The 24,961-nt window shown below is 42.7% G+C and carries 28 protein-coding genes; 19 read left to right on the forward strand and 9 right to left on the reverse strand.

The window, feature by feature from the left end; translation table 11 throughout:
- Nucleotides 1–8: 8 nt before the first annotated feature.
- Nucleotides 9–1,382: a TlpA disulfide reductase family protein gene (locus Q0R52_RS02735; protein ID WP_295791874.1), complete on the reverse strand. Its 1,374-nt coding sequence runs from the start codon at nucleotides 1,380–1,382 to the stop codon at nucleotides 9–11.
- A gap of 186 nt (nucleotides 1,383–1,568) precedes the next feature.
- Here Q0R52_RS02735 and Q0R52_RS02740 point away from each other — a divergent pair, with 186 nt between their 5' ends.
- The 3 genes from Q0R52_RS02740 (at nucleotide 1,569) to Q0R52_RS02750 (ending at nucleotide 3,680) form a co-directional block, all read left to right on the forward strand.
- Nucleotides 1,569–1,796: a hypothetical protein gene (locus Q0R52_RS02740; protein ID WP_295791876.1), complete on the forward strand. Its 228-nt coding sequence runs from the start codon at nucleotides 1,569–1,571 to the stop codon at nucleotides 1,794–1,796.
- A 413-nt stretch (nucleotides 1,797–2,209) separates the two neighbouring features.
- A complete protein-coding gene (locus Q0R52_RS02745; protein WP_295791878.1) occupies nucleotides 2,210–2,689 on the forward strand; it encodes an Lrp/AsnC family transcriptional regulator in 480 nt (159 codons plus the stop codon).
- 7 nt (nucleotides 2,690–2,696) lie between these two features.
- The gene (locus Q0R52_RS02750) at nucleotides 2,697–3,680 is read left to right on the forward strand and encodes an EamA family transporter (protein ID WP_295791880.1); all 984 of its coding nucleotides are present in this window, start codon (nucleotides 2,697–2,699) and stop codon (nucleotides 3,678–3,680) included.
- Between the two features lie 196 nt (nucleotides 3,681–3,876).
- On the opposite strand, the gene Q0R52_RS02755 is transcribed toward Q0R52_RS02750, so the two are convergent.
- On the reverse strand, nucleotides 3,877–4,920 hold the full coding sequence (locus Q0R52_RS02755; protein WP_295791882.1) for an ABC transporter ATP-binding protein: 1,044 nt from the start codon (nucleotides 4,918–4,920) through the stop codon (nucleotides 3,877–3,879).
- A 311-nt stretch (nucleotides 4,921–5,231) separates the two neighbouring features.
- Between Q0R52_RS02755 and Q0R52_RS02760 the strand changes: the two genes are divergently transcribed.
- The 5 genes from Q0R52_RS02760 to Q0R52_RS02780 all read left to right on the forward strand — a co-directional run bounded on the left by Q0R52_RS02760 (nucleotide 5,232) and on the right by Q0R52_RS02780 (nucleotide 10,186).
- Nucleotides 5,232–5,648, forward strand: a complete 417-nt coding sequence (locus Q0R52_RS02760; RefSeq protein WP_252793094.1) for a DUF1003 domain-containing protein — start codon at nucleotides 5,232–5,234, stop codon at nucleotides 5,646–5,648.
- Nucleotides 5,649–5,663: 15 nt separating this feature from the next.
- A complete protein-coding gene (locus Q0R52_RS02765; RefSeq protein WP_295791885.1) occupies nucleotides 5,664–6,467 on the forward strand; it encodes an SDR family oxidoreductase in 804 nt (267 codons plus the stop codon).
- A gap of 48 nt (nucleotides 6,468–6,515) precedes the next feature.
- On the forward strand, nucleotides 6,516–7,490 hold the full coding sequence (locus Q0R52_RS02770) for a lysylphosphatidylglycerol synthase transmembrane domain-containing protein (protein ID WP_295791887.1): 975 nt from the start codon (nucleotides 6,516–6,518) through the stop codon (nucleotides 7,488–7,490).
- A 174-nt stretch (nucleotides 7,491–7,664) separates the two neighbouring features.
- The gene (locus Q0R52_RS02775; protein WP_295791889.1) at nucleotides 7,665–9,440 is read left to right on the forward strand and encodes an aromatic amino acid hydroxylase; all 1,776 of its coding nucleotides are present in this window, start codon (nucleotides 7,665–7,667) and stop codon (nucleotides 9,438–9,440) included.
- Between the two features lie 41 nt (nucleotides 9,441–9,481).
- Nucleotides 9,482–10,186 carry an SDR family oxidoreductase gene (locus tag Q0R52_RS02780; protein ID WP_295791891.1) on the forward strand — a complete coding sequence of 235 codons (705 nt, stop codon included), beginning with the start codon at nucleotides 9,482–9,484 and terminating at the stop codon, nucleotides 10,184–10,186.
- Nucleotides 10,187–10,216: 30 nt separating this feature from the next.
- Here Q0R52_RS02780 and Q0R52_RS02785 read toward each other — a convergent pair whose 3' ends face one another.
- Nucleotides 10,217–10,393 (reverse strand): hypothetical protein, encoded by a 177-nt coding sequence (locus Q0R52_RS02785; protein ID WP_295791893.1) that lies wholly within the window; start codon nucleotides 10,391–10,393, stop codon nucleotides 10,217–10,219.
- On the opposite strand from Q0R52_RS02785, the gene Q0R52_RS02790 reads away from it, so the two are divergent.
- Nucleotides 10,377–11,810 carry a PAS domain S-box protein gene (locus tag Q0R52_RS02790; RefSeq protein ID WP_295791895.1) on the forward strand — a complete coding sequence of 478 codons (1,434 nt, stop codon included), beginning with the start codon at nucleotides 10,377–10,379 and terminating at the stop codon, nucleotides 11,808–11,810. The two genes, Q0R52_RS02785 and Q0R52_RS02790, sit on opposite strands and share 17 nt — an antisense overlap.
- A gap of 18 nt (nucleotides 11,811–11,828) precedes the next feature.
- On the opposite strand, the gene Q0R52_RS02795 is transcribed toward Q0R52_RS02790, so the two are convergent.
- The 3 genes from Q0R52_RS02795 to Q0R52_RS02805 all read right to left on the reverse strand — a co-directional run bounded on the left by Q0R52_RS02795 (nucleotide 11,829) and on the right by Q0R52_RS02805 (nucleotide 13,079).
- Nucleotides 11,829–12,104 (reverse strand): hypothetical protein, encoded by a 276-nt coding sequence (locus tag Q0R52_RS02795; RefSeq protein WP_295791896.1) that lies wholly within the window; start codon nucleotides 12,102–12,104, stop codon nucleotides 11,829–11,831.
- 102 nt (nucleotides 12,105–12,206) lie between these two features.
- Nucleotides 12,207–12,728, reverse strand: a complete 522-nt coding sequence (locus tag Q0R52_RS02800) for a hypothetical protein (protein WP_295791898.1) — start codon at nucleotides 12,726–12,728, stop codon at nucleotides 12,207–12,209.
- A gap of 18 nt (nucleotides 12,729–12,746) precedes the next feature.
- Nucleotides 12,747–13,079: a single-stranded DNA-binding protein gene (locus tag Q0R52_RS02805; RefSeq protein ID WP_295791900.1), complete on the reverse strand. Its 333-nt coding sequence runs from the start codon at nucleotides 13,077–13,079 to the stop codon at nucleotides 12,747–12,749.
- A gap of 144 nt (nucleotides 13,080–13,223) precedes the next feature.
- Between Q0R52_RS02805 and Q0R52_RS02810 the strand changes: the two genes are divergently transcribed.
- From Q0R52_RS02810 to mnmD, 3 genes are all read left to right on the forward strand, one after another.
- Nucleotides 13,224–13,583, forward strand: a complete 360-nt coding sequence (locus Q0R52_RS02810; protein ID WP_295791902.1) for a hypothetical protein — start codon at nucleotides 13,224–13,226, stop codon at nucleotides 13,581–13,583.
- Nucleotides 13,584–13,765: 182 nt separating this feature from the next.
- Entirely contained in the window at nucleotides 13,766–15,115 is a 1,350-nt protein-coding gene (locus Q0R52_RS02815; protein WP_295791904.1) for an MBL fold metallo-hydrolase, read from the forward strand.
- A 67-nt stretch (nucleotides 15,116–15,182) separates the two neighbouring features.
- Nucleotides 15,183–15,866 carry a tRNA (5-methylaminomethyl-2-thiouridine)(34)-methyltransferase MnmD gene (gene mnmD / locus Q0R52_RS02820; RefSeq protein WP_295791906.1) on the forward strand — a complete coding sequence of 228 codons (684 nt, stop codon included), beginning with the start codon at nucleotides 15,183–15,185 and terminating at the stop codon, nucleotides 15,864–15,866.
- 63 nt (nucleotides 15,867–15,929) lie between these two features.
- Here the strand turns inward: mnmD and Q0R52_RS02825 are convergent, their stop codons facing one another.
- Nucleotides 15,930–16,691 (reverse strand): ankyrin repeat domain-containing protein, encoded by a 762-nt coding sequence (locus tag Q0R52_RS02825; RefSeq protein WP_295791908.1) that lies wholly within the window; start codon nucleotides 16,689–16,691, stop codon nucleotides 15,930–15,932.
- Nucleotides 16,692–16,773: 82 nt separating this feature from the next.
- Nucleotides 16,774–17,277 (reverse strand): endonuclease V, encoded by a 504-nt coding sequence (locus Q0R52_RS02830; protein WP_295791910.1) that lies wholly within the window; start codon nucleotides 17,275–17,277, stop codon nucleotides 16,774–16,776.
- 195 nt (nucleotides 17,278–17,472) lie between these two features.
- Here Q0R52_RS02830 and mazG point away from each other — a divergent pair, with 195 nt between their 5' ends.
- The 5 genes from mazG (at nucleotide 17,473) to Q0R52_RS02855 (ending at nucleotide 21,667) form a co-directional block, all read left to right on the forward strand.
- Complete coding sequence (gene mazG / locus Q0R52_RS02835; RefSeq protein WP_295791913.1) at nucleotides 17,473–18,276, forward strand: nucleoside triphosphate pyrophosphohydrolase; 804 nt, start codon at nucleotides 17,473–17,475, stop codon at nucleotides 18,274–18,276.
- 62 nt (nucleotides 18,277–18,338) lie between these two features.
- Nucleotides 18,339–18,791, forward strand: coding sequence for a hypothetical protein (locus Q0R52_RS02840; protein ID WP_295791916.1), 453 nt, complete (start codon nucleotides 18,339–18,341; stop codon nucleotides 18,789–18,791).
- Nucleotides 18,792–18,994: 203 nt separating this feature from the next.
- The gene (locus Q0R52_RS02845) at nucleotides 18,995–19,561 is read left to right on the forward strand and encodes an RNA polymerase sigma factor (protein ID WP_295791918.1); all 567 of its coding nucleotides are present in this window, start codon (nucleotides 18,995–18,997) and stop codon (nucleotides 19,559–19,561) included.
- Complete coding sequence (locus tag Q0R52_RS02850) at nucleotides 19,542–20,921, forward strand: hypothetical protein (RefSeq protein ID WP_295791920.1); 1,380 nt, start codon at nucleotides 19,542–19,544, stop codon at nucleotides 20,919–20,921. Before Q0R52_RS02845 ends, Q0R52_RS02850 begins: the two co-directional genes overlap by 20 nt.
- Complete coding sequence (locus Q0R52_RS02855; protein WP_295791922.1) at nucleotides 20,918–21,667, forward strand: outer membrane beta-barrel protein; 750 nt, start codon at nucleotides 20,918–20,920, stop codon at nucleotides 21,665–21,667. The genes Q0R52_RS02850 and Q0R52_RS02855 overlap by 4 nt, the downstream gene beginning before the upstream one ends.
- A 57-nt stretch (nucleotides 21,668–21,724) precedes the next feature.
- Here Q0R52_RS02855 and Q0R52_RS02860 read toward each other — a convergent pair whose 3' ends face one another.
- Nucleotides 21,725–22,945 (reverse strand): FtsX-like permease family protein, encoded by a 1,221-nt coding sequence (locus Q0R52_RS02860; RefSeq protein WP_295791924.1) that lies wholly within the window; start codon nucleotides 22,943–22,945, stop codon nucleotides 21,725–21,727.
- 226 nt (nucleotides 22,946–23,171) lie between these two features.
- On the opposite strand from Q0R52_RS02860, the gene Q0R52_RS02865 reads away from it, so the two are divergent.
- Nucleotides 23,172–24,389, forward strand: a complete 1,218-nt coding sequence (locus tag Q0R52_RS02865; RefSeq protein ID WP_295791927.1) for a DUF1343 domain-containing protein — start codon at nucleotides 23,172–23,174, stop codon at nucleotides 24,387–24,389.
- A gap of 87 nt (nucleotides 24,390–24,476) precedes the next feature.
- Nucleotides 24,477–24,839, forward strand: a complete 363-nt coding sequence (locus Q0R52_RS02870) for a hypothetical protein (RefSeq protein WP_295791929.1) — start codon at nucleotides 24,477–24,479, stop codon at nucleotides 24,837–24,839.
- Nucleotides 24,840–24,961: the final 122 nt, after the last annotated feature.

Raw genomic sequence — 24,961 nt, forward strand, 5'->3', positions numbered from 1 at the left:
AAATTAACTTATAACAATTTCAAAATATCTGTTAACGTTTCTTTGTCTCCCGGTCTTGCCGCATTTTTATCAATTATTTGGCCTTTTTTGTCAATTATTGCATAATGCGGTATACCCGATATATTGAACGCCTTTTCCGCCTCCTCTGCAAGCGTTTTGTTTAAAAAATAATTTTCGCCGGTAATATTTAATTGTTTTCGGGCCGCCATCCAATTAGCTTTATCGTCATTAAAACCGAGATACAAAAAAACCACATCTTTATTTTTAAGTTGTTGCTGTAATACTTTGGAGTTTGGCATTTCAGATCTGCAGGGTCCACACCAGCTCGCCCAAAAATCAACATAAATCACCTTACCCGAATACGCTTTGAAGATTTTATTTAAATCGGTATAGTTCTCTATTTTATCAATGCTATGCTGGCTTTCAGCAACAAATTTCAGATAGCTGCTCCGTTTACTATTCACCAGCGTTCTGAGTTGGGGCGAGCTAACCGCGCCAATAAACTGCGGATATAAACTATTGTAGATAGAATCAATTCCAATAATGTTTAAAAGCTGTCGGGTCAATAAGACATCCCGTGTTGGACCCTCCAAGTTTTTAACGCCAAAATTAAAAATATCAGTTGATCGATACCTGTTTACACTGCCACTAGTTTTTAGCATACAAAAATATTGCACAAAATCATTGTAGTTTACAGAGCATTTAGCAGCATTGTCATCATTAATATTTACACTCTTCAACAGATCAAATAGGGTATCGCTGGCGGCGATCTTATTTTGCATCAGGGTACCTACGCAAAGCCTTTCATAGGGTTCATAAGTGAATTGCTTTTTTAGCCAGTTATTAAAACTATTGCTCATTGGATGTTTAAGATTGTAATTCTCGAGGAAAGCCAGTTTATACTGTCCCTTTTTGAGCCGTTCACTAAGGTTAGCTTGCAGGTCTTCAATTTGGTTGACCGCGGCATTGAATTTAGAAGTGTATTTATTGTGGTAAGTGCTGTCGCCTGACAATTCCCGCTCGAAATAGATATCATTTGCAATACCACCCTTCACCTCATAACCAGAAAAGTAATCAAATTGATTAAAAACAATTGAAATCTTATCTCCGGGTTGAAGGTCTATTAATGCAATATCTTCGCCGTAGCGCACTGCCCATTCGTCGATGCTTGATGTCTGCAGGACAGCATGAAAAACCCCATATTTGTCAACCTCGGCTGTGTATTTGTCATCTGTTTTTCCGGTAATGTAATTTCGGCCGTTCTTTTGAAAGAAAATGTATTTTGCCGACGGATGTTGAATCTTCCCGTATATTTCAACGGTCTGACCATACGTATAAAGGCAATTAATTGATAGGATAATAAAAACAAAGTAATGCTTCATTTATTGATTGTTTGTAAGGTTAGAGTTGATTTTGGTTATCATCCTTAACGGGTAAAGCTAAACAAGATTGCGGCGGCACTTGAGTATCTTAGTAATTACTGAATTTGCCCGGTTTTATTTTGGCAGTAAAGACTGACAAAACTGGCACGGTTTAGGATTACCTATATCTATCTACACAAAAGTACTATGGCAAATCAAAACTCAAAGCGAATAGGCAATCAACCCAAAGAAAAACCGGTTACTACAATGGACACAATGCACGACACCTGGCGGGTTATGAAGCCATTTGTGCATTTTTCTTTTAAAGCGCTGAAAGTATTAGCGGGAGCGCTGGTGTTTATTGTGAAGCATATTCCGAAACCGGAGGAGCATAAGCCTGCGGAGAAGAGGGATAAGGTGATTAAGATAAAATGAACCTTTCGAACATCTGTGATGACAAACGCCCAAAACGACGAAAATTGTTTATTCTACGAAAGGTGCTGACACTAATTTGTCAGCACTTTTCTCATTTTTTGACATGTAAAATTATAAAAAACCGCGTTAATGATGCAGAAAAAAGGCTTTTTAGCGAACCACTGGGCCAATTTACTGTTCCACCCTGTTCCTTATGTTTCACTGTGAACAGGAACGCAAAATTGTACTATAATCCTGTCACAGATTTACACTTCGAAATTAATCCCCCGAATACCTATGGTCACAAGGCCAAGAATGCAACGGACAGGTAGTAAAAAAGAAGTTCAAACACTCAATATCTACATTTGTCGAATTAAATTCATTTTTTAAAATACTATTATGAATTAAATTCAAAATAACCGTAATATTACAGTATGATTAGCGAAACAGAAATCATACTGGATAAAACAGACCTGCATATTTTACGGTTAATGCAGGACAATGCCCGCATCAGCAACGCCGACCTGGCACGAGAGCTGGGCATGGCGCCATCTGGGATATTGGAGCGCGTTAAAAAACTGGAACAGAAAAATGTCATCCGCCAGTATACGGCCCGCATAAACCCCGAAGCGCTGCAGCAAAAAATGCTGGCTTTTATTTTTATGAAAGCTGCCGATGGGCCCGGTTGCAACGATACAGCCAAACAACTGGCCAAAATACCCGAAGTACAGGAAGTGCACCACATTGCTGGCGACGATTGTTACCTGGTAAAAGTGCGCACTTATGATTCCGCCTCGCTGATGCACCTGATGCGTAACGAGTTCGGCAAAATACCTAACCTTTTAAGTACCCGCACCACCATAGTGCTCGAGACGGTTAAAGAACAACAACAATTGGTAATACCCGAAAAATAAATAAATCATGCCTTCAGCCTCACAAAAATCAGCTTCTCCCCTATTGGTAATTACAGCCTTTGCAATAGTTTACGTTGTATGGGGCTCCACCTACTTTTTTATCAGGATTGCTGAGCAGGGTGGCCTCCCACCGTTTATGCTGGGTGCCATCCGCTTTATTATTGCCGGGGCTTTAATGATGGGCTGGTGCGTGGCAAAGGGCGAAAAGATTTTTGTAAAACGTGATATTATAAACGCAGCCATAACCGGTATCTTGCTGCTGTTTATTGGCAACGGCATCGTCATATGGGCCGAGCAAACCCTGCCAAGCGCCATGGTGGCCATAATGGTATCATCAGCACCGATATGGTTTGTATTGCTGGATAAGCCAAACTGGGGCATCAATCTAAAAAATAAAGCAACCATAATAGGGTTAATTATAGGTTTTGTTGGGGTAATACTGTTGTTCAGCGAACAGCTTGGTGTTATGTTTTCGGGTGGCGGCGCATCAAAGCTGCCATGGATGCTGTTGCTGCTGTTCGGGTCGATATCATGGTCGGGTGGGTCGTTATTCTCAAAGCACAGGCCAACATCGGGCTCGGGTTCGGTAAGCGCCGCGTGGCAAATGCTGGCCGCCGGTTTTGTGTATGTGCCTGTGAGTGTTATTCATGGTGAGTTTAACAATTTAAATCTTGACAGTATACATACCAGCAGTTGGCTGGCGGTTACCTACCTGGTATTTTTTGGTTCGATAGCTGCCTATAGCGCGTACGTTTGGCTGTTGCAAGTGAGGCCGGCAACGCAGGTAAGCACTTACGCCTATGTTAATCCGGTAATAGCAGTAATATTGGGTGTTGTGTTTATACACGAAAATGTATCATTGATGCAATTGGTGGGGCTCTTTGTAATATTAGGCAGTGTTTTGCTAATCAACCTGGCGAAATACAGGAAAGAAAAGAATGAAGTCCGAAAGTTCGAAAGTCCGAAAGAAGCTGCGGTTGCGGATTGCTAAATAGGGATACGAAGCTGGCCTTGTTGGTTATCTGCTGTTATTGGTCTTGTGACCATAGACATTCAGAAGATTAAACGTCAATTTTTAAAAAATACCAAACCATTGATAAACAACACGTTCCATAGCGTTCCGGGTGTTCCGCTGTGAAAAATGGAACGCTTAAGCACTCACCTAATCAGCTTACTCACACAAAAGCTTAAATATCTTTCGGCAACGACCTTGCCGGTGTTTCCCATTTTCCGAATTCAAAATAGTCTTCAATACTGATGCTGAGTTTGCTGCCGATGCTGTACTTACCTTTGTGGTAGTTGTTTGCCCTTAGTACTATGCCTTCCCGCTCAATTATCAACTCTTCAAAAAATCCTTTGAACAGTATTTGCTTAACCGTCCATTTACTGCCGAAGCCTTTGGTGATTTTTACGTGCTCAGCGTAAATAACCACTGTGCCGCGCTTACTTTTTATGCCACAGCTTTTGGCCTCGTCGGATGTGAGCTGACTGCTGCTGGCAAGTATCTGGGCGGTGTATAGTAACTTAGGTGTATTATAAAGTTCCTCGGGGCTGCCATTTTCAACAATTTCACCATCCTTCAACACTATCAGCTCATCAGCCATCGAGAGTATTTCGGCAGGGTCATGACTTACGAGTACAACGGTTACCCCCCACTCCTTTACAATGTAGCGGATGTCGTGCTGCAGGCCTTCGCGGTAAGTGGCGTCAACCTGGTTAAATGGCTCATCAAGCAAAATAACCTCAGGCTTGCTTATCAGGGCTTTGGCAATGGTTACCCGCTGTTTTTCGCCGCCGCTTAGTTTACCGAATGGCTGGTCTTTAAGCGGCAAAATATCAAGCATGTTAAGCGAGTCGGTTATTTTCTTTTCCTCGGTATCAAGCCCAATTTCGCCAATCCGCAGGCCGGAGCGCACGCTTTCCCAAACGGTGGCTTCCAGATCCATGTCCTGGTTATTTTGCGTAACAAGGCGCATGGCCTCATGAGCGGGCTGCAGTTTTTCTTCGCGTTTTAAAATACGTTCTTCTTTAAAAAAAACCTCGCCGCTGTCTGGCTGCAACAAACCATATAGTAAGTTCAGCAATGTAGTTTTGCCACTGCCGCTTTCGCCTACAATGGCAGTAACTTTTCCTTTGGGGATGAATATGGTTACGTTATTAACTCCTGAAGATTTATCGCCAAAATAGTTTTTGGTAACCGATATGGTTTCCAGGATCATGTCTTCTTGCATACCGGGCTGTAATTATCTCGTTTTTAAAACAACAAAGTGGGCTATAAAGGCAACGCGTAGGTTTCTTTGCAGCAGTTAAATATCCCCAAACCTAAACTATAAAAGTTTATCAAAAAAATGAAATACGTTTTTTTCAGAACCAAGAGCCAAGAATCAAGAGCCAAGAGAGAAGAAGAAAGTCAGTAACCTGAAATAGAAGCTGCTCCAATTGGTAATTTTCCGGCAGTTCTATTTTTTCTTGATTCTTGTCTCTTGGTTCTTGGCTCTCCATTCCATATATTTATCAAAAAGAAATTTAATTTAAACCCCTTATGGAACACAACAAAACCTGGCACCAAATGCACCAGGACTCATTAGAATTTGGCCAGCGCCTGGCCGACTCGGTTGCAAACGGCATGGGCTCGTGGCGATTCATTATTATCCAAACCCTCATTGTACTGGCCTGGATGGTGCTAAACATTGTAGGCTTTGCCTATAAATGGGATGTTTACCCTTTTATTTTGCTTAATCTGGTTTTCTCGACCCAGGCAGCCTATGCAGCCCCGATCATCATGATGGCACAAAACCGCCAAAGCGAACGCGACCGCGCCCAGGCCGACGCAGATTACAGGACCAATTGCGAGGCTAAAATAGAAATAGAGGAACTACTTAAAAAGCTGAATTCGATTGAGGTTGATAAGCTTGACAGGATATTGGAACTGCTGGAGAAAAACGATAAGAAAGCATAACTGGCAACAGTATTTTTGAACAATCACTTTAACAATAAAGTTGTATGGATTACAGGCGCTTCGTCAGGAATTGGCGAAGCGCTTGCTTATGCCATGTCGGGCTGTGGCGCAAAACTAATATTGTCAAGCAGAAGAATTAATGAACTGGAGCGGGTAAAACAGGGCTGCAGTTCGCAAGAAAACGTTTTTATACTTCCGTTAGATCTTTCCGACACAAACTCGTTAGATGCTGCCGTACTATTGGCGATTAAGTGCTTTGGGGTGATAGACATTATGGTACATAACGGCGGCGTTACCCAACGCTCATTGGTTATTGATACCGATATCCAAGTGCATCGTAAGCTAATGGAACTTGATTACTTTAGCTATGTTGTGCTAACCAAAGCCCTGCTACCTCATTTTTTGGAACGAAAAACCGGGCACTTTGTGGTTACCAGTAGTGTTATGGGTAAGATAGGGACGCCTATGCGGTCGGCCTATGCTGCTGCCAAACACGCCCTGCACGGCTTTTTCGATTGCCTGCGGGCCGAAATAGCGGCCGATAATATTAAAGTAACTATACTTACGCCGGGCTACATCCGCACCAATATTTCCTTATTTGCTGTCACCAACAAACCTTATGGTTTAGGTAAACCATCCGAAAATATAGAAAATGGCCTGCCAGCCGATCGTGCTGCCAGGCAAATTATGAAAGCCATTAAAAAAGGGGCCTTTGAAGCGTATATCGGCAAATTAAGCGGCGAACGGGTTGGGCTATGGTTAAACAGGTTTCTGCCCGGAGTACTTACCAGGATCGCACCTAAACTTGTTCCGAAATAACATGCCCGAAACGCCTGCCTTAATACGTTTTACTTATCTTTGCGCTGCATGACAAATATTGAAGACGCGGCAGAAGAAGCTACCGAAGAATTAAAGCCCAAAACACTAAAGCAAAAAATATGGAACATTGCCAAACTGTTATTAAAAATTGGCATTACCACCGTATTGCTTATTTGGGTTTTTAATAAAGTCGATTTTAACGCGGTAAAATACAGGTTGTTACACCCTCAATATTGGTGGATGTACGTCATTGCTATTATTTGCTTCTTTCTTTCTATGATAGTTTCGGCATGGAGGCTACTGAGCTTTTTCAGGTCGATTGGGTTAAATCTAAACCCGAAATACAATTTACGGCTGTACTTTTTGGGCATGTTTTATAACATATTACTGCCGGGCGGCATTGGCGGCGACGGCTATAAAATGTACCTCATCAACAAAACTTACAAGGTACCGGTTAAAAGGCTATTTTGGGCGGTGATGTTCGACAGGCTGAGCGGACTTTGGATAATTGGATTATTGGCCGTTACCCTTTCATTTTTTATACCCCAGCTTGCTGCATACACCTGGATGGCGGCGGGAATATTTGCAGGCGGATCGCTGATCTATTACTTTGTTATACATAAATTTTTCAAGGATTACACCCGTTATTTTTTCCAGGCCCACGCAAAGGCGCTGGTGTTGCAATTGCTGCAACTAGGCACAGTACTTTGCATAATATTAAGCCAGCCCGACTTTTACCACGCAGGTTTCAAAGGCACGTTTCCGCCCTACCTATTGTCGTTTTTACTGTCAGGCTTTGCTATTCTGATCCCTACAGCAGGTGGCGCAGGCGCCCGTGAGGCCTTTTTTACCGCACTTTCTAAGGTTTTCCCGATAAATGCAGATATCGGCGTTTTGATAGCGACATCGTTTTATCTAATCTCGGTTTTTGTTGCTCTTTCAGGTCTTTATTATATGATTAAACCCAGCCGTTTACAAGCGGATTTACCGGCAAAAAATAACTTAGAAAACGATATTGTATAATCCACACTAAGCAGAATTTAATTTGCAAATTTGTCTACTCTATAGAATAAATAGACTTTAAACACAGCCTAGAACATCTCAATAATTCTGTAATTTTATTATTTATCTACACCAAATTAAATTTGCCGGTTAAACTAATTTCCTAATTTTGGGTTTTCTAAAATATACCAAATAATGGCCGGTTTTAATAATTTCAATAACCCGCAGGTGGCTGCTTTACCTGCACATTTAAAGCAATTTATTGTTGACCAGCACTACGAGCACTACACCCCTATCGACCACGCGGTTTGGCGTTACGTAATGCGGCAAAACTATAGCTACCTTAAAGATGTTGCTTACTACCCCTACATCCCCGGGCTTGAAAAAGCAGGCTTAACGATAGAAAAAATACCAAGCCTGCAGGAGATGAACGATGCGTTGGGTAAAATTGGCTGGGGCGCTGTTACTGTTGATGGCTTTATACCCCCTGCGGCTTTTATGGAATACCAGGCCTACCGGGTTTTGGTTATTGCTGCCGATATACGCCAGTTAAACCATATTGAGTATACACCTGCTCCCGATATTATTCACGAGTCTGCGGGGCATGCGCCTATAATTGCTGACAAGGACTATCATGAATACCTTAGTTACTTTGGGTCGATAGGTGCAAAAGCTATGTTTTCGGCACAGGATTTTGAATTGTACGAAGCGATAAGGGCTTTATCGATTTTGAAAGAAATGCCCGATGCCGATGCTGCTGAAATAAAAAAAGCCGAAGAGTTGCTTACCTATCGCCAGGAAAACATGGGCGAACCGTCAGAAATGGCATTATTGAGCCGCCTGCACTGGTGGACGGTTGAATACGGCCTGATCGGTACGCTTGAAAATCCTAAAATTTACGGCGCGGGGTTGCTTTCATCAATCGGCGAAAGTTCAAGCTGTATGGATTGCGGTATCAAAAAGATACCATACACTATTGATGCGGTGAATTACAGCTATGATATTACCACAACGCAACCGCAGTTGTTTGTTACCCCAACGTTTCAAAACCTGATCGATGTGCTGGAAACTTTTGCCAACACCATGTCGTTCCGTAGGGGTGGAATATACGGGCTGCAAAAGGCAATCGACAGTAAAAACACATGCACCGCAGTTTACAGTTCAGGCCTGCAGGTTTCAGGGACATTTACCGGGTTTACGCAACATAAAGGTTTACCGGTATTTATAAAAACTACGGGGCCATCGGCCTTGGCAGTCGACAATAAACAGTTGAAGGGCCACGGCAAAGATTATCATAAAGATGGTTTCAGCTCGCCGGTAGGAAAACTGAAAGGTCATGCCCTCCCACTGGAAGATTTAGGTGTTGAAGAGCTTAATTATTTCGGTATCGAAAAAGGCAAAATCGCCGAATTAAACTTTGAAAGCGGTATTACCCTTACCGGCTATGTAATGAAAATACACGCCTCGAACGGAAAAACGCAGCTTATTGCGTTTGAGAACTGCACAGTTACGGATAAGGATGGTGGAGAAATGTTTAAGCCGGAATGGGGTGTTTATGATATGGCCGTCGGCGATAAAATTGTCTCTGTTTTTTGCGGTGCCGCTGATAAAGCGGAGTTTTTAGAAATTGCGTATAAGTCAAATACAGCTACCCATCATACCGTTTACGACCAAAACACAAAAGAACTGCACAAACTTTACCAGCAGGTACGCAACCGCAGGCAAACCGGCGGCGACTTTGGCTTTTTGGGAAATGTATGGATGATGCTGCAAAAGCACCACCAGGACGACTGGCTTTGTGCGTTAGAGATACTGGAAATACTTGACCACGAGGGAGTGGAACTAAATCTTGCCGATGAAATAAGGACTTTTTTAGAAAACAAAGCGAATACTCAACCTGAATTTAAAAAGCTGATAAAGGACGGGTTTTACCTGATCAAACATCCGGTTGAGCAAAAGTTGGTGGTTTAAAGAATTTGTTTGTAAAATTGCTACCAACAACTCATCCATCTATGAACGTTATTGTAACAGGCGCCAGCAGCGGCGTAGGCTTCGAGGCCGTACTTGAATTGATATTATCGGGCAAACATAAAGTAATAGCCTTATCCCGTTCGCAGGATAAGCTGGAACGCTTGCTCGAGATTGCCCACGGCCTTAACCCCGATGCTGAGATATTTGCACTGGCTTTTGATATTGTGCACGACGATTATGCCGGGCTTCAGCAATTTATCAGCTCCAATTTTGACAACCGCGTTGATGTGTTGATAAACAATGCCGGCGTACTTATCAATAAACCATTTACCCAACTGCTGGAGACTGATTTTGTTGAGATGTTGCAAAGCAATTTCATAGGCCATGTGCGTATTATACAAGAGCTGCTTGGCCTTATGCCCAAAGGCGCGCATATTGTTAATATCGGCAGCATGGGTGGTTTCCAGGGTAGCGTCAAGTTCCCCGGCATGGCTGCCTATTCTGCAAGTAAGGCGGCGCTGCATTCGCTAACCGAGTGCCTGGCGCTGGAATTGGCCGAACAGGAAATTAAGGTTAACTGTCTTGCACTGGGCTCGGCACAAACTGAAATGCTGGAGCAGGCCTTTCCTGGCTACCAATCGCCTGTTATGGCGTTCGAAATGGGTAAATACGTTGCTGATTTTGCCGTTACTGCGCACCGTTTTTTTAACGGGAAGGTATTGCCGGTAGCAGTGACAACTCCATAGTTTTTCATTGGCCATTTCGCTGCACCATCATTAGTCATTTGTAGCGATGGATAAATCCGCTATTTCATGGCTTATCACCCAAAGGTGGTAAATATTAAATATTACCAACTCACTATTCATTGTATTATTTGGTATTTCCGGTAAAATATCGTTAATTTTACCATATATGCTTACCTTATCCTTATAGGAAATGGGTTCAAATCTCATATTTCTTTTTGAGCAATCAACCGATTTTTTCTGCCTGCTGAACAGGGACGGCGCTTTTATACAAGCAAATGTGGCTTTCAGACGGATCCTGGGTTATACCGAAGACGAGTTAAAAGACAGCAAAGCGATCGATTTTTTTCATCCTGCCGACCTAAAGAGACAGGACGATTTGCTACGAAACCTATCAGTTGAGAATAATGTTACCGGGCACGAAAGCCGTATTAAAGCAAAAAACGGGCGATACTACAATATCAGATGGTCGATTTTTCTTAATGCAGATGATAACCTCATTTACGCTACCGGCGTAAATTTAACCACTAATTTTATAAGTGCAGGCGATGATGACGTTGCAGGCAATATCCAGCATATTATTCAAAGCTTCAACGAAGGTTTTTTTATTATCGATAGCAAATGGCGGGTAATATCGTTCAACCCTGCTTTCCAGGCTATTACAAATTTAAAAGCAGAACAACTGGTTGACTTAAATTTTAGTCAGATAAACAACCTTGGGTTAACCGATACGGTACTGGCCGAATTTGAGACCGCATTTAACGGCAGTATGTCAAGTCAGTTGCAATATTTTAATGAACAATTGAAGAGGTGGTTAAGGGTAAATATTTATCCTTATAAAGGCGAAATAGCAGTATTTATAAGAGATATTACGGCTATAAAAACGCAACGGCTGATTTTGGCCCTCGAAAAAAATGTGCTTGAGTTAAATGCCTCGTCATCGTATACACTCTCACAAACTGTTGCGGAATTACTCAAAGGGATTGAGGAAATATATCCTGACATGATCTGCTCTGTTCTGGAAATTGACGAGGCGCATGGAAAAGTTTACCATCTAGCCGCCCCCCATCTGCCCGCTGAATACTGTATGGCCATTGATGGGTCGGCGATTGGGCCGAGAGCCGGCTCGTGCGGTACTGCGGCTTACCACCGCAGCCAGGTGATCGTAAGCGATATTGAGACTGACCCGCTTTGGGCCGATTACAAGCAGTTTGCACTCCCCCACCAGTTAAGGGCCTGTTGGTCGACCCCTGTCATTAGTTCAAACAGCGCGCAGGTGCTGGCCACATTTGCAGTTTATTACAACCAAAAACGCGAGCCAAAAGGCGACGAACTTCGCATGATTGAACGTACCACCAACATTCTTAGGGTTTTAATTGAAAATAAACGAAACCAGGATCATGTAAAGGACCAAACCAAGCGGCTGCAGGAAATTGCATCAATCAGCTCGCATGAAATACGACGGCCGGTAGCAACTATACTTGGCCTGGTAAATTTATTCGACCGGAATACATTGGACAACCCGATGAACAAAGAAATTATTAATCATATTGACGCCACCGCGAAAGAACTGGATGAAGTAATTCATACCATTGTTGAGAAAACGGTTTATTTAAAGGGGGAGTGAAAGTGAAATTAGCGCTAGCTATTTCTTTGCGTATAAGGCAATTATTGCTAATGTTGCGGCGGCCTGGCCCATCCAAAAAATAAACATCCACTTAATAGTTTCGGCTTTGTTTTCACTGGCCTCCTTACGTACATTGGCAATGTCTTCCTTCGTAGCTAATGTTTTAATTGTTGCTTCCACAGAACGTTCGGTTTTGTTATCAATGTATTTAAACATCGCCTCGGTTGTGTCGCTGCCTAATTTATCGCTTAGCAGTTTATAAAGCCGGGCTGTTTCTTTTGCTTCTAAGTACATAACAAATATAGTGATTAGTTGATTGGGTTGAAATAAGTTGATTGGTTTGATTAAGTGTATAAGATTATTAAAAGGGGGCTCCCGGAGGCCCCCTTTTCAATTCTATCTTTTCATTATCAATTCCAGCTGTTTTTTTATTACCTCGCTTTTGCCATCTTTAATGTCATAATCAAACGGACCTAGTGAGGTATTAATTCTGATAACCGCAATTTTCCGGTTTTTTAACTCTGCAATGTCATTGTCTGTTAAATCGAACGCCAAAGAGCTTTCGGCAACAGCAGGGTTGGCATAAGAGATAAGGGATGAATAGGTGTCACCAATTGCTTTTAGTTCCAACAGCTTACCGTCGGCAAATTTCACGATAGCTTTATCACCGCTTAATACCGAATATTGTATGTCCATACCATCCTTAAGATGCAAGCTGAGCACGCAGTAGTCTTTCCCTTTCATAATATTCCCGGCCAGGTAATGACCGGGAATGGTGAACGGGTTTGCCAAAACCTGCTCTTTGGTTAGCAGCGTTGTATCACCTGTAATTTTATCAATTCTCAGTTTGTCGAGTTTCTGTGCCCTGGCAGCAAACGTGCATGAAGCCATCAGGACAATCAAAATATACTTTTTCATATTGTTATGTTTTTCAGGCTATCCTTTAAGCTTTATAAAATCATTTATTATTATCTCTGTCATATAGCGTTTGTTGCCGTCTTTGTCAACCCAGCTGCGGTTAGTAAGCTTTCCTTCTATGGCAACTTCATCACCTTTTTTAAGGTGATCGCCAATAAATTTTGCCTGGCTACCCCATGCCACGAGGTTGTGCCATTGGGTTTCTGTAATTCGCTCGCCTTTGTCGTTTTTATAAGTTTCGTTTGTTGCGAGCGGAAATTTTGCAAGTTGCTTGCTGGTGTCAAATGTTTTTACTTCGGGGTCGGTACCCAGGTGACCTACCAGGCGTACGCTGTTTCTTAATGAATTCATGTTTTTAAATTTTAATTTGTTTTTAATTGACACCACAAAGGTTGGGGTTACTAAAAATTTTAGCCGGTTAATAACCGTTTATAGTCGACAGTATCCATTTGCAACCGTTTGCAAACGGATAATATTATTTATATCTTTAGGCCAATGAATGAAGAAAAACTATGCCTCGACTGCGGCACTCCCCTGCACGGCCGGGCCGACAAAAAGTTCTGTAACGACCTGTGCCGCAATAATTACAATAACCAGCTTAACAGCAGTAGCTATAATTTGGTGCGCAACGTCAATAATATTCTGAAGCGAAACCGGCGGATATTACAGGAACTTAACCCCGACGGTAAAACAAAAACCACCCGGAAAAAATTGCTGTCGAAAGGGTTTGATTTTGAATACCATACGCGTAGCTACCATACTCAAAATGGTAAAACTTATAACTTTTGTTATGAATACGGATATTTGCCGCTGGATGGCGATGAGTTTTTGCTGGTGAAAAGAGAAGAAATTTGAGCCGTTGATTTTAGATGACTGCGTTGATTTACTAATCCGAACCCCATTGCACGTATGGAATCCATTAACCATGTTAATTATGATTTAGACAAATTTCGAAATAATTAACCTACCGTCATCATACTACCACAAATCCGAAATGGAAATTCCGAAATCCGAAATAACATTATCTTTGCAGCCAAATGATAATCCAGCAGTTTTACGATAAGGGGCTTGCGCATGGCTCCTATGCCTTGATCAGGACCGGCAAAATGATTGTGGTTGACCCTGCGCGCGATCCGCAGCCTTATTATGATTTTGCGTCACAGCACAGCGCCGACATTGTGGGCGTTATTGAAACCCACCCTCATGCCGATTTTGTGAGCTCGCACCTTGAGATTCACGAAACTACCGGCGCTGTAATTTACACCAGCAAACTCACCGGCGCGGAATACCCGCATGAGACATTTGATGATGGCGACGTAATACAGCTAAATGACATTAAACTTCAGGCTATAAATACACCCGGCCACTCCCCCGATTCAATTTGTATTTTGATTGAGGATGAGGACGGAAAAGAAACCGCACTTTTTACGGGAGATACGCTTTTTGTAGGCGATGTTGGTCGCCCGGATTTGCGTGAAAGCGTGGGCAACATCACCGCAAAAAAAGAAGAGTTGGCCCGGCAAATGTACCATTCAACCCGCGACAAGCTGATGAAGCTGCCGCACAGCGTAATAGTGTACCCTGCGCATGGCCCCGGCTCATTATGCGGGAAAAACATGAGCCCTGATTTGCAAAGCACCATTGGCCGCGAATTACGCGAAAACTATGCGCTGCAACTGATGGACGAACTGCAGTTTGTTAAGATACTTACCACTGATCAGCCTTTTGTACCAAAATACTTTGGCGGAGACGTAATGCTAAACAAAAAGGGCGCACCCGGCTTTAAAGCAGGCGTCGACGCTGTTCAGAAAGTGGCTAACGATGCGGAATTGGAACAAGATATTTTGGTTGTTGATACCCGCCCCAAAATCGACTTTAGAAACGGACATGTAAAAGGCTCCATAAACCTGCAGGATGGCGAGAAGTTTGAAACCTGGCTTGGCTCGATAATTGGCCCGGATGAGCAGTTTTATCTGATTGGTGCTGATGACGCAGAGCTGGATAAAATGATAGCGAAAGCTGCTAAAATAGGCTACGAGAAAAATATTAAGGCGGCACTATTAGAACCTGTAAACGGTTTTGAAATAGTACCCGATTTGGATTTAAACGACTTTGTGCACCACACTGAAGATTTTACTATAATTGATGTACGTAACAACAACGAAACCAGCGAAGGTTTGATATTTAAAAGCGCCATAACCATTCCGTTGCCCGAGTTACGTGAACGGATAAGTGAAATACCGACAGATAAACCTATAGTGGTACATTGTGCCGCAGGATACCGTTCGGCAGCAGCGGTGAGCATTGTTGGCGGCCAGGTGACCAATGTACCCGTATATGATTTAGGCGAAGCGGTGATGGGGATAGAAGCTTCGGCGCATAGTTGATAGTTCATCGTTCATAGCGGCGCCCGTTTCATTTACTAAAAAACCTTTTTACTATGAACTATCAACCATGAACCATGAACTAAAAATTGTGCCTACTGCTGATGGTTCAAACACCATTTATAACCCGCAGGTTGGTGAAAACTACCACTCAACACATGGGGCATTGCAGGAAAGCAGGCATGTTTTTTTGAATTCGGGGTTGCAATATTTCCTGGATACAAGCGAAAATCCCTTGTCGCCAGTTTCAATTCTGGAAGTTGGTTTTGGTACTGGATTAAATTTTTTGCTGACCGCTGATTACTGCATCGAAAAAAACATCAGCCTGGATTATACCGGGATTGAAGCTTACCCGCTTAGCGATGAAATGATTGGCCAGACTGGTTATAATCAGTACACATCGCCCGAAGTATGGCAACAATTTATTGAACTATATCCGCAAGCATTAGCCGGCGAGATTATTTTAGAGTCTAACTGCCGGTTACAAATTGCTCATTGCAAACTCGACGATTTTCAATCAGCCCAGAAATACAACATTATTTATTTTGATGCTTTTGCTGTTGGAAAACAGCCGGAAATGTGGGAAGATGCGGCCATAGCCCATACTGTTAAGTTTTTAAAGCCGGGCGGTGTATTTGTTACCTACGCTATTACCGGTAATTTAAAACGCGCTTTAAAAGCGCTGGGATGCAAAGTGGAGAAAGCGCAGGGCGCACCGGGGAAACGGGAGATGTTACGTGCTATGAACCGATAATTTTTTTGATTGCGTTGATTTCGTAGATTGTTTTTTATTTCACCTATTTCGACCGAAAGTTACTCACCCTCTTTTCACATACGCATTCGGCACATTTGCTGGAGTATAATCAATCCCATAGGCATATTTAATGAGCAGCGATACTACCCTGGCAACAGTCTCCTCCTTACGGTGCATTTGGGGCAGCGAGCCCATCATGGCGTAGCTGATAGGATTTACGGCCGGGATAAATGTTTCCCATTCATAACCTTTGCCCCATACCAGGCCTTTTACGGTGATGCTTAAATCAGCAGCATGCTCAAGCAGGAAGAGGAGCATATCCGCGGAGTTGTTCAAGTTCTGATTTACAGTATGAAAAATTGGAGTATGGCCGCCAAAGCCATATTCGTCAAGTGCTGCTTTGGCATTTATATCGGCGCCATTTTGCACCAATACTTTTGCACAGGCAACGCTGTTATACTCAGCACAAAAATGCAGCAGGGTACCACCGGTTAATGGTGTAAAGGTATTATTGAATAACGAATATGTTTTGGATAAGATGACCGGGTCGTTGGCAATTAATGTTGCTAATTTGGCGGCATCATCAGTAAAAACGGCGAGCAAGGCCAGATCATCAAATTGCAGCCCGGCATCGATAAATACCCGTACGCAATCTTTAAACCGGGGCGAACGGAAATACATTTCGACCATGGTGGTAAAAAGCGGAACACCATCGTGTACCTCGTTCGGGCCGCCGCCCTGGGCAAAATAATTGCGGATACCGGCTACAGAATGCACCTCGATATCGTAAAGCATTTGGGTATAGTCGGGCATGACTTTTATCATTAAAAAACAAATAAAGATATTTACATTTTGTAAGCTTTACACGCATCAATTTAAGTAAATAGCACAACAGTCTTCGCCAGCATCATACCTGCTTTGTCAACTGGTCGAGCTTTTTTAATAGCGTTGGCATTCTGAATTTACCACTCATGCTTTTGATATGAGCGGCGGCAATTTCAGCGTCCATCCCGATTGAGGAAATAAACAATGGATTGCTGCTAACACCCCTGTATACAGGCATTTTCAGCTTGTCGACTGTGGCAAAATTTGATTTAGCCACGCCGATGACTGGCCACCTGTGCGTTATCGCTTCGTATAAATGTCCGCCAAGTCCCAATTTTCCGTCGTCATCCAGGAATACGTAGCCATCAACAATTATTGCCGACACGTTTTCGGTATTAATTTTACCGAGCAGGCTTAAAATACATGGCAATTCACGTTTGTAAAATTCTCCCGGTACATATTCAGCAACATGTTCCAGTACCTCGGTATAAACATTAAAATTATCGATATCGGCCCAACCCTCAAATTCAAGACAAACTGTTTTGGCTTTTCCATCAAAATAGTAACTATCGAAGGCCAGGATCATTTTACTAAACAATTATGTAGTTTACCACAGTTTCCATTTTTTAAGATTTTATAAAAATAGTCTTTTGTGTTATTTCTGCTCCCTCCCTCTTTAGCCAAATTCGTGTAATTTGAAATAATTTGAGCAATTCGTGTTGTTCAAAATAATTCGTGTAATTCGAAATAATTCGTGTAATTCGTGTTAATCAAATACAACATGCCACTAACGCCCCCATCTACTGCATCTACACCCGAAACTGCCTTCACCCGGCTGCTGACCATAATGGATGATTTGCGCCTTAACTGCCCGTGGGATAAAAAACAAACGCTTGAAAGTCTGCGCCATTTAACTATTGAAGAAACCTACGAACTATCAGACGCCATATTGAGCGCAGATATGCCTGAGATAAAAAGGGAACTGGGCGATATTATGCTGCACCTGGTTTTTTACGCCCGCATTGCCTCCGAAACCAACGAGTTTGATATTACAGACGTGCTTAACGGCATTTGCGACAAACTGGTAAACCGCCACCCGCATATTTACAGCGATGTAGAAGTACAGGACGAAAACGATGTAAAACGCAACTGGGAACAGATAAAACTTAAAGAAGGCAACAAGTCGGTATTGGGTGGGGTACCCGCATCATTACCTGCACTGGTGAAGGCATCACGTATACAGGAAAAAGCCCGCGGCGTAGGGTTCGACTGGGAGGAGAAAAAACAGGTATGGGCCAAGGTAGAAGAAGAAATGCAGGAATTTAAAAACGAATTTAACGCCGAAGACGAAAGCACTATTGACCACGAGCGGGCTGAAGGTGAGTTTGGCGATCTGTTGTTTTCACTAATAAATTATGCCCGGTTTATAAATATTAACCCCGAAAATGCATTGGAGAAAACTAATCGTAAATTCATCAAACGCTTTCAATATCTTGAGGCAAAAGCGGCCGAAAACGGCAGGCAGCTGAAGGATATGAGCCTTGCCGAAATGGATATTTTTTGGGATGAGGCAAAAAAAATATAAAATAAGCCGATAATTGTAGCGTTGATAAAAAACTAACGTAACCGTATTAAATAAACCGTGATATGAAATTTAAGTTTACTTACCTGTTGCTGCCATTAGTGGCCATTATTGCAATGAGTTGCGGCGCAAAGAAAAGCTCGAACCCCACTCCCACCATACCCGATGGTAATTACTCTGGGCAGTTCAGGCTTATACATGTACATGACGATAACACTTCCGACACCACAAAAGCAAACATAACGGTTTATATCTCTCCGGTTTCAACCGGTACCTACGCGGTTACCGGCGACACTACCACTATACATGCCGGAAGTAAAGGTAATTTTGTATTTTATTCAAATGGCACTGTGCAGTTTGCCGATAAAACCTACTCGGCCACGGCAACTGTCACCAAAACTCACTTAAATGGTTTGTATGCTTATGCCTTCGACGGCAACATTTTCAGAATGGTGGCTTATGGCGGCACTGCAAATAACCTTGTGCTGCAATATGATCTGGCAAAATCAGGCAATTGACAAGAACCAGGAGTTAAGAGCCAAGATTCAAGAGCTAAAAGTTAAAAAATATAAGAAAGCCGGCCTGCTAAAATGCCGGCTTTTTTATTTGCCCGGGCCTAACGTCGCCAACAAACTAATTTTTATCAGCTGTATCGATTTTGTATTTACCCACGTATTGGGTATAAATTAACAATAAATTTGAGCTGAATTAAACATATTTAATGCATCAACCGCGCGGCATTGCTGAAGACCAAATAATTGGCAAGTGCAAAACAGGCAGCTTAAAGTACCAGGAATTGCTATACAAGCAGTTTTACGGCTATGCCATGGGTATTAGCTTGCGCTACAGCATTAATCGCGATGATGCCTTAGAGGTTGTAAATGACGCTTTTATAAAAGTATTTAACAGCATAAAAAACTATAGCAGCGACAGGCCTTTTAAAGCATGGCTGCGTACTATAATAGTTAATACCGCTATTGACCGCCGCAGAAAGGAATTGAAATTTCAGTTGCATGTTGAAATTGAAAATGCAATGCCTATTGGCAACGGTATAAGCGCAATTGAAAATTTAAATGTGCAGGACATTTTAAAGCTGATGCAGCAACTGCCGCCCATTCAACTCACCATTTTCAATTTATACGAAGTAGATGGTTATAGTCATGACGAGATTTCAAAAATACTGACTATACCCGAAAGCTCATCGAGGGTTTACCTGAGCAGGGCTAAAGAAAAATTAAGGAATTTATTACGAGCAGAAACACATAACCATGGACGATCAGTTGGATAACGACTTAAAGAACCGCATACGGGAAGTGTTCGACAACTACGAGGACACAACTGCCGATGAGGGTTGGCTGCTGCTGCGGGAAAAGTTTCCGGCGCAGAGGAAGCGGCGCGGCATCATCTGGCTATGGTGGAGTGCTGCCGCAATTTTACTCGCATTTTTAGGTATTGGGCTTTGGATGAACAGAAAACACATCCAGCCAAAAGATGAAATTGTAAAAAAGGTAACTCAGCAGCCAAAGCACGAGAATTTAGCGATTAGAAAAGTAGCGAAAGACACGGCGGATAACGCCGCCCCCGCCGTTCACAACAAGGCAGCCGGCAAGTTCAATAACATGGCCGTTAACAGGCGTAACCATACTAAGCCCGACAGCAACAACCAGGCGGCCTTGGTTAAACCTGCTGTTTCGCCTAATAATGCGACTAATCAAAATATTGTTAACCAGCTGGCCAAAAAACCAGCCAATTTACAGCAAATACCCGGTAATGTAGCTGTGCCTAGCAATACCCCTGCGGTTGCGGCATTACCGAAAAATCCGGCAGCAAACACTTTGGCAACTCCTGATGTGCCGGTAAACAGTCCAAATGCAGCAAAAACACCTGCCACGGTTACCGCGCAGCAAAAACAACCTGGCAAAACTATTATGGACATGTTTGCCAACGACAAAGGAAAGCAGCCGGATAAAAAAGATGCCGATGTGCCCGATAAAAAAGTAAAATTCGGGGTGTACGCGGGTACTTATTTCAATTACTCAAAAGGGAGCGACAACCAGGTTAATTTGGGCGCAGGGGTAACATCGGATATAAAAATAAGCAAAAATTTAAAAGTGGTAACCGGTATCTCTATTGCCCAAAACTCCATGAGTTATGGTGGCTTCCCAACGGCTTTGGCATCCGCAAAAAGCAATTTAACTACACCTTCGTCATATGGCGTGCAGGCTGCAAATATTACTGCAGCCTCAACACCAACGGTTAAAAACTATAATGCCAGCCTGGTAGGGCTTGATGTGCCTGTAAATTTAAAATACGAGATCAGTCCCGACAAATCCGATGCTTACATTTCACTGGGATTAAGCTCCGGCACTTTTATTAATGAATCGTATTCGTACAAGTATAACTACCCATCGTTCCTGTCGTCATCCTTACAGGCCACCAGGGATCAAACTACCGGAAACAGTTTTAATAGTTTTTATTTCGCCAAAACGCTAAATGTCGCCTTTGGGGTAGGTTATCCGTTTGGCAAAAACAGGCTGATTATTGAGCCGTTTTTAAAATATCCGCTTGCCGGCATGGGCTCGCAGGACCTGCGCTTTGGCGCCGGAGGCGTAAACCTTAAGTTTAATTTCCTATCATCGCATAAATGAAAGCATTTACCTTAACCTTATCATTTTTTTTCATTCTGACTGGTGTTTATGCGCAAAAAATAGAGTTTTCGGTACAGGCAAACTCAGGGTTCTTTCGTTATGCCGGTAAAACGGCAACGGCGGAGTCGTATATACAACAGGGGCCGCCCAACACACCCAACCATACAAACAGCCCCTATGGCAGCAAAAGCGGGTTTGGTTATGGTGGTAGTTTACAGGGGCAGTTTGTAAGCGAATGCGGCTTTATTGCCGGGGTACAGGCGGGTTATGAGGAAATGAAAAGCAAGGTTGATATCAACGGAATTTTGCTTTACAACATCTCATATGATTACCTGCCCGGGGCTAATTTTGTACAGGCACCGCCAGTTGCAGCAAAGGGCGAAACTTATTTAAAAAACAAATTCATAAATGTGAGCCCATACGTTGGCTATCGCATCGGCCTGAAAAAAATGAAGCTTGATTTAATGCCTGGCATTGATTTGGGATTTGCGCTAAGCACCTACGAAAACGGCAAGGCAACCACAAGCGACGGCAATAACACCACGGTACAAACCGGGTTAAAGCATGATAAAGCACCTACCGATGCGCGGCTTAAATTTGGTGCAGCGCTTATTTATAACAGGTTTGGCCTTACCGCATCATACGCGCGCGGGCTCACCAATTACCGGGGGAATATAATTGGCGATGCGAATTTTGAAGCCCACAGTGAGTTGATGAGGTTTGGGGTAAGTTACAGGTTGAATTAAGGAACGCGGAGTTCGGAATGCCGATTGCGAAATTTTTAAATTAACCAATCTCTAACATCACTTAAACTGTATCGCTTTCACTGGCTCAATACGGGTTACCAGCATTGATGGTATTAGCATTACCAGCAGGCAAACGATTAGCGTACCTGCATTTAGCAGCAGGATTTCGACCCAGTTAAACTGAACGGGTACAAAACTCATGTAGTATGATGCCTGGTCGAGTTTAAAAAAGTGGGTATAGGATTGGAACAGGCCTATTCCGAAACCAAACAAATTGCCGTATAACATACCCAGTCCGATAAGGTAAAGCGCGTTGTAAAGAAATACTTTTTGGATAGCCCAGTTATTGGCTCCCATGGCCTTCAATATGCCAATCATCGGGGTGCGTTCTACAATCATAATCAGCAGGGCCGATATCATATTTATCACCGCAACCAAAATCATCAGTGTTAATACTACCGTCGTATTCCCGTCGAGCAAATCAAGCCAGCCGAAAATAACCGCGTAATTTTCTACTACTGTGACCGTTTTTAAATGCTGGGGTAGTACATTATCAATGGCGTTTGCCGACTCATTGATGTCATCAAAATTATTAACCTGTATTTCGTAGCCACCAATTTCACCGGGTTTCCAGCTGTTAAGGCGGTTAATCAGGGCAAGGTCGCCAATCACATAGGTTTTGTCTACCTCCTCAATACCTGTGCTAAAAATACCCCTGATGGTAAAAGGACGCCAGCGCATGGATTCCTGCACAAAAAACATCTTTATTTTATCGCCAACTTTAAGTTGCAGCCTGTTGGCGGTAACCTGCGAAATAAGGAGCTGTTGTTTGGACTTTGTGGTATCGGCAAAATCTATCACCTTGCCGCTGACCAGGTTTTTGCCGAAAAACGCCCAGTTGTAGTTTTTATCAACACCTTTAAGCACCACACCCTCAATTTCGCTTTGCGTTTTTATAATGCCCGGCTTAATGGCAAAGGGCGCAATGGTGCTGATATCATTAAGTGTTTTAGCTTTTTTTGCAAATTTATCATCGGCTGCGAAGGGTGAGTTTTCGTATGAGTTGTTTAAGTCGAATTTTACTACCTGGATATCGCCCGAGAAGCCACGGATTTTCTCCCGTATCTCATCTTTAAAGCCGCGCACAATAGCCAGCGTAAGTATCATAACCCCTAAACCCAGCATAATGCCAATTATGGCAATGCGCACAATTAATTTTGAAAATGTGCGCTTTGATTTAAACGTTATACGATTGGCTATAAAATAGGCGAAACTCAATGCAAATGGATTTTTTGTACCTTCGCAAATATGCGGTTTTGTGGTTAAAAAGCAGTAATTATATTTATTGAAACAACTTGCGGGTTAGTTTCACCACGGAGGTCGCAAAGGAGGCATGGAGTAACAGAGATTAAAAAAGAGGAATAGCTAATACTTGAAACCATACAAATTTTTCTCTGTTCTCTCTGTGATTTCTCTGTGCTCTCTGTGGTTAAAAAATCTACCTATGAAAAAAATATCTGTCTTAATACAAATCTTCATCATTGCCTGCTCGTTATCGTGCGCGGCAACGACGCCACGAAATATTGATGGAACACGGGCGAACAAACCGGCAATTATAACCGGCGCTGACCAAACAGCCTTGTACATCAATTACCTGCGCGGCAAAAACGTTGGGATGGTTATTAATCAAACCTCGGTTATCGGCAAAAACAAAACGCTTAGCCTTGATACGCTGCTTAAACTCGGCATCACCGTAAAAAAAATATACGGACCCGAACATGGTTTCAGGGGCGACGCCAGCAATGGTGCCGATGTAAATAACAGCATTGATGCAAAAAGCGGTTTGCCAGTGATATCCATTTATGGCAACAAACACTACAAGCCTACTACAGAAGATTTGGCGGGGATTGATTTGATGATTTATGACATACAGGATGTTGGCGCGCGGTTTTACACCTACCTGAGTACCCTGCAATATGTAATGGAAGCCTGCGCCGAAAATAACATCGAGCTGATGATATTGGACAGGCCCAACCCCAACGGTTTTTATGTTGACGGACCGATATTGGATACCGCTTATCATTCGTTTGTCGGCATGAACCCCATCCCCATTGTGCACGGTCTTACTACCGCCGAGTACGCCCAAATGCTGAATGGCGAAGGCTGGCTTAAAAACCATGAACAATGTAAGCTGAAAATTATTAAAGTGGCCAACTATGCCCACAAAACCCCTTATACCTTGCCTATTAACCCTTCGCCAAACTTAAATACAGCCAAATCAATTTTGCTTTATCCTTCGGTCTGTTTATTTGAGGGGACAACCTTTAGTTTGGGTCGGGGTACCATGTCGCCGTTTTTGCAACTGGGGCATCCGGCACTGGCAGGCAAATACAACTATTCGTTTACACCGATCAGCATTAAAGGTATGAGCGAAGACCCGCCGCAAAAAAACAAAACCTGCTACGGCATCAACCTAAAAAATTACGACACCAACATCATTTACACCAGCGGCAAACTAAACCTTGCCTGGTTGCTTGAATTGTACAAGGCCCTGCCGGATAAAGACCATTTTTTTAATGCCTACTTTACCAAACTCACCGGCACCACCGATTTGCGTAAACAAATAGAAGCAGGAAAAACTGAGGCTGAAATACGCGCCAGTTGGGAACCGGGCTTAACCAGGTATAAAACGATGAGGGCTAAGTATTTGATTTATCCGTAAGTTGGAAATGTCGGACATTCCATTTCAAATTCAGTGTTACGAACCCGATAAAAATATTGGCGATTGAAATAAAAATTAGTTTAAATCATGCTAAACGCATTAAAAAATGATAACATAGTAATGGACTGCTTTGGGTTGATTTTGGTGTTTTGTTTATTGCAATTTTCAATAGCCGCTCTGATCAAAAACAAGTTAACAGCAGATCAAAATCAAAAAGACGGATTTCTGTTTAGACTAAAAGCCGCGAAAATACCTATTATATTTTTACTCCTGCTGATAGCCGCCATTTATACTGTTCCTCTGTTAGGCTACATTTTAGTTTCTAATTCAGATAGTACACTTCATAGAGCTATCGACGAAATAAACGCTCGGGTATTGATGGTGTTGGTAGCAGCACTCCCCCCAATCTTCTTTAATTTGTTAAGCTACAAAAAATCCTATAGTCAGTAAGCCTACCCGCTTATAGCAATTGAACCATGAGAATAATTTCTTTAGAAAGACTACCTGGGTTTGTGTTACGGCAGGATGTATTTTCCATACTGACAGGTGGTTAAGATAACTGCAGGTTACCC

The organism is Mucilaginibacter sp. (genome assembly GCF_025359345.1).
Taxonomy (GTDB): Bacteria; Bacteroidota; Bacteroidia; order Sphingobacteriales; family Sphingobacteriaceae; genus Mucilaginibacter.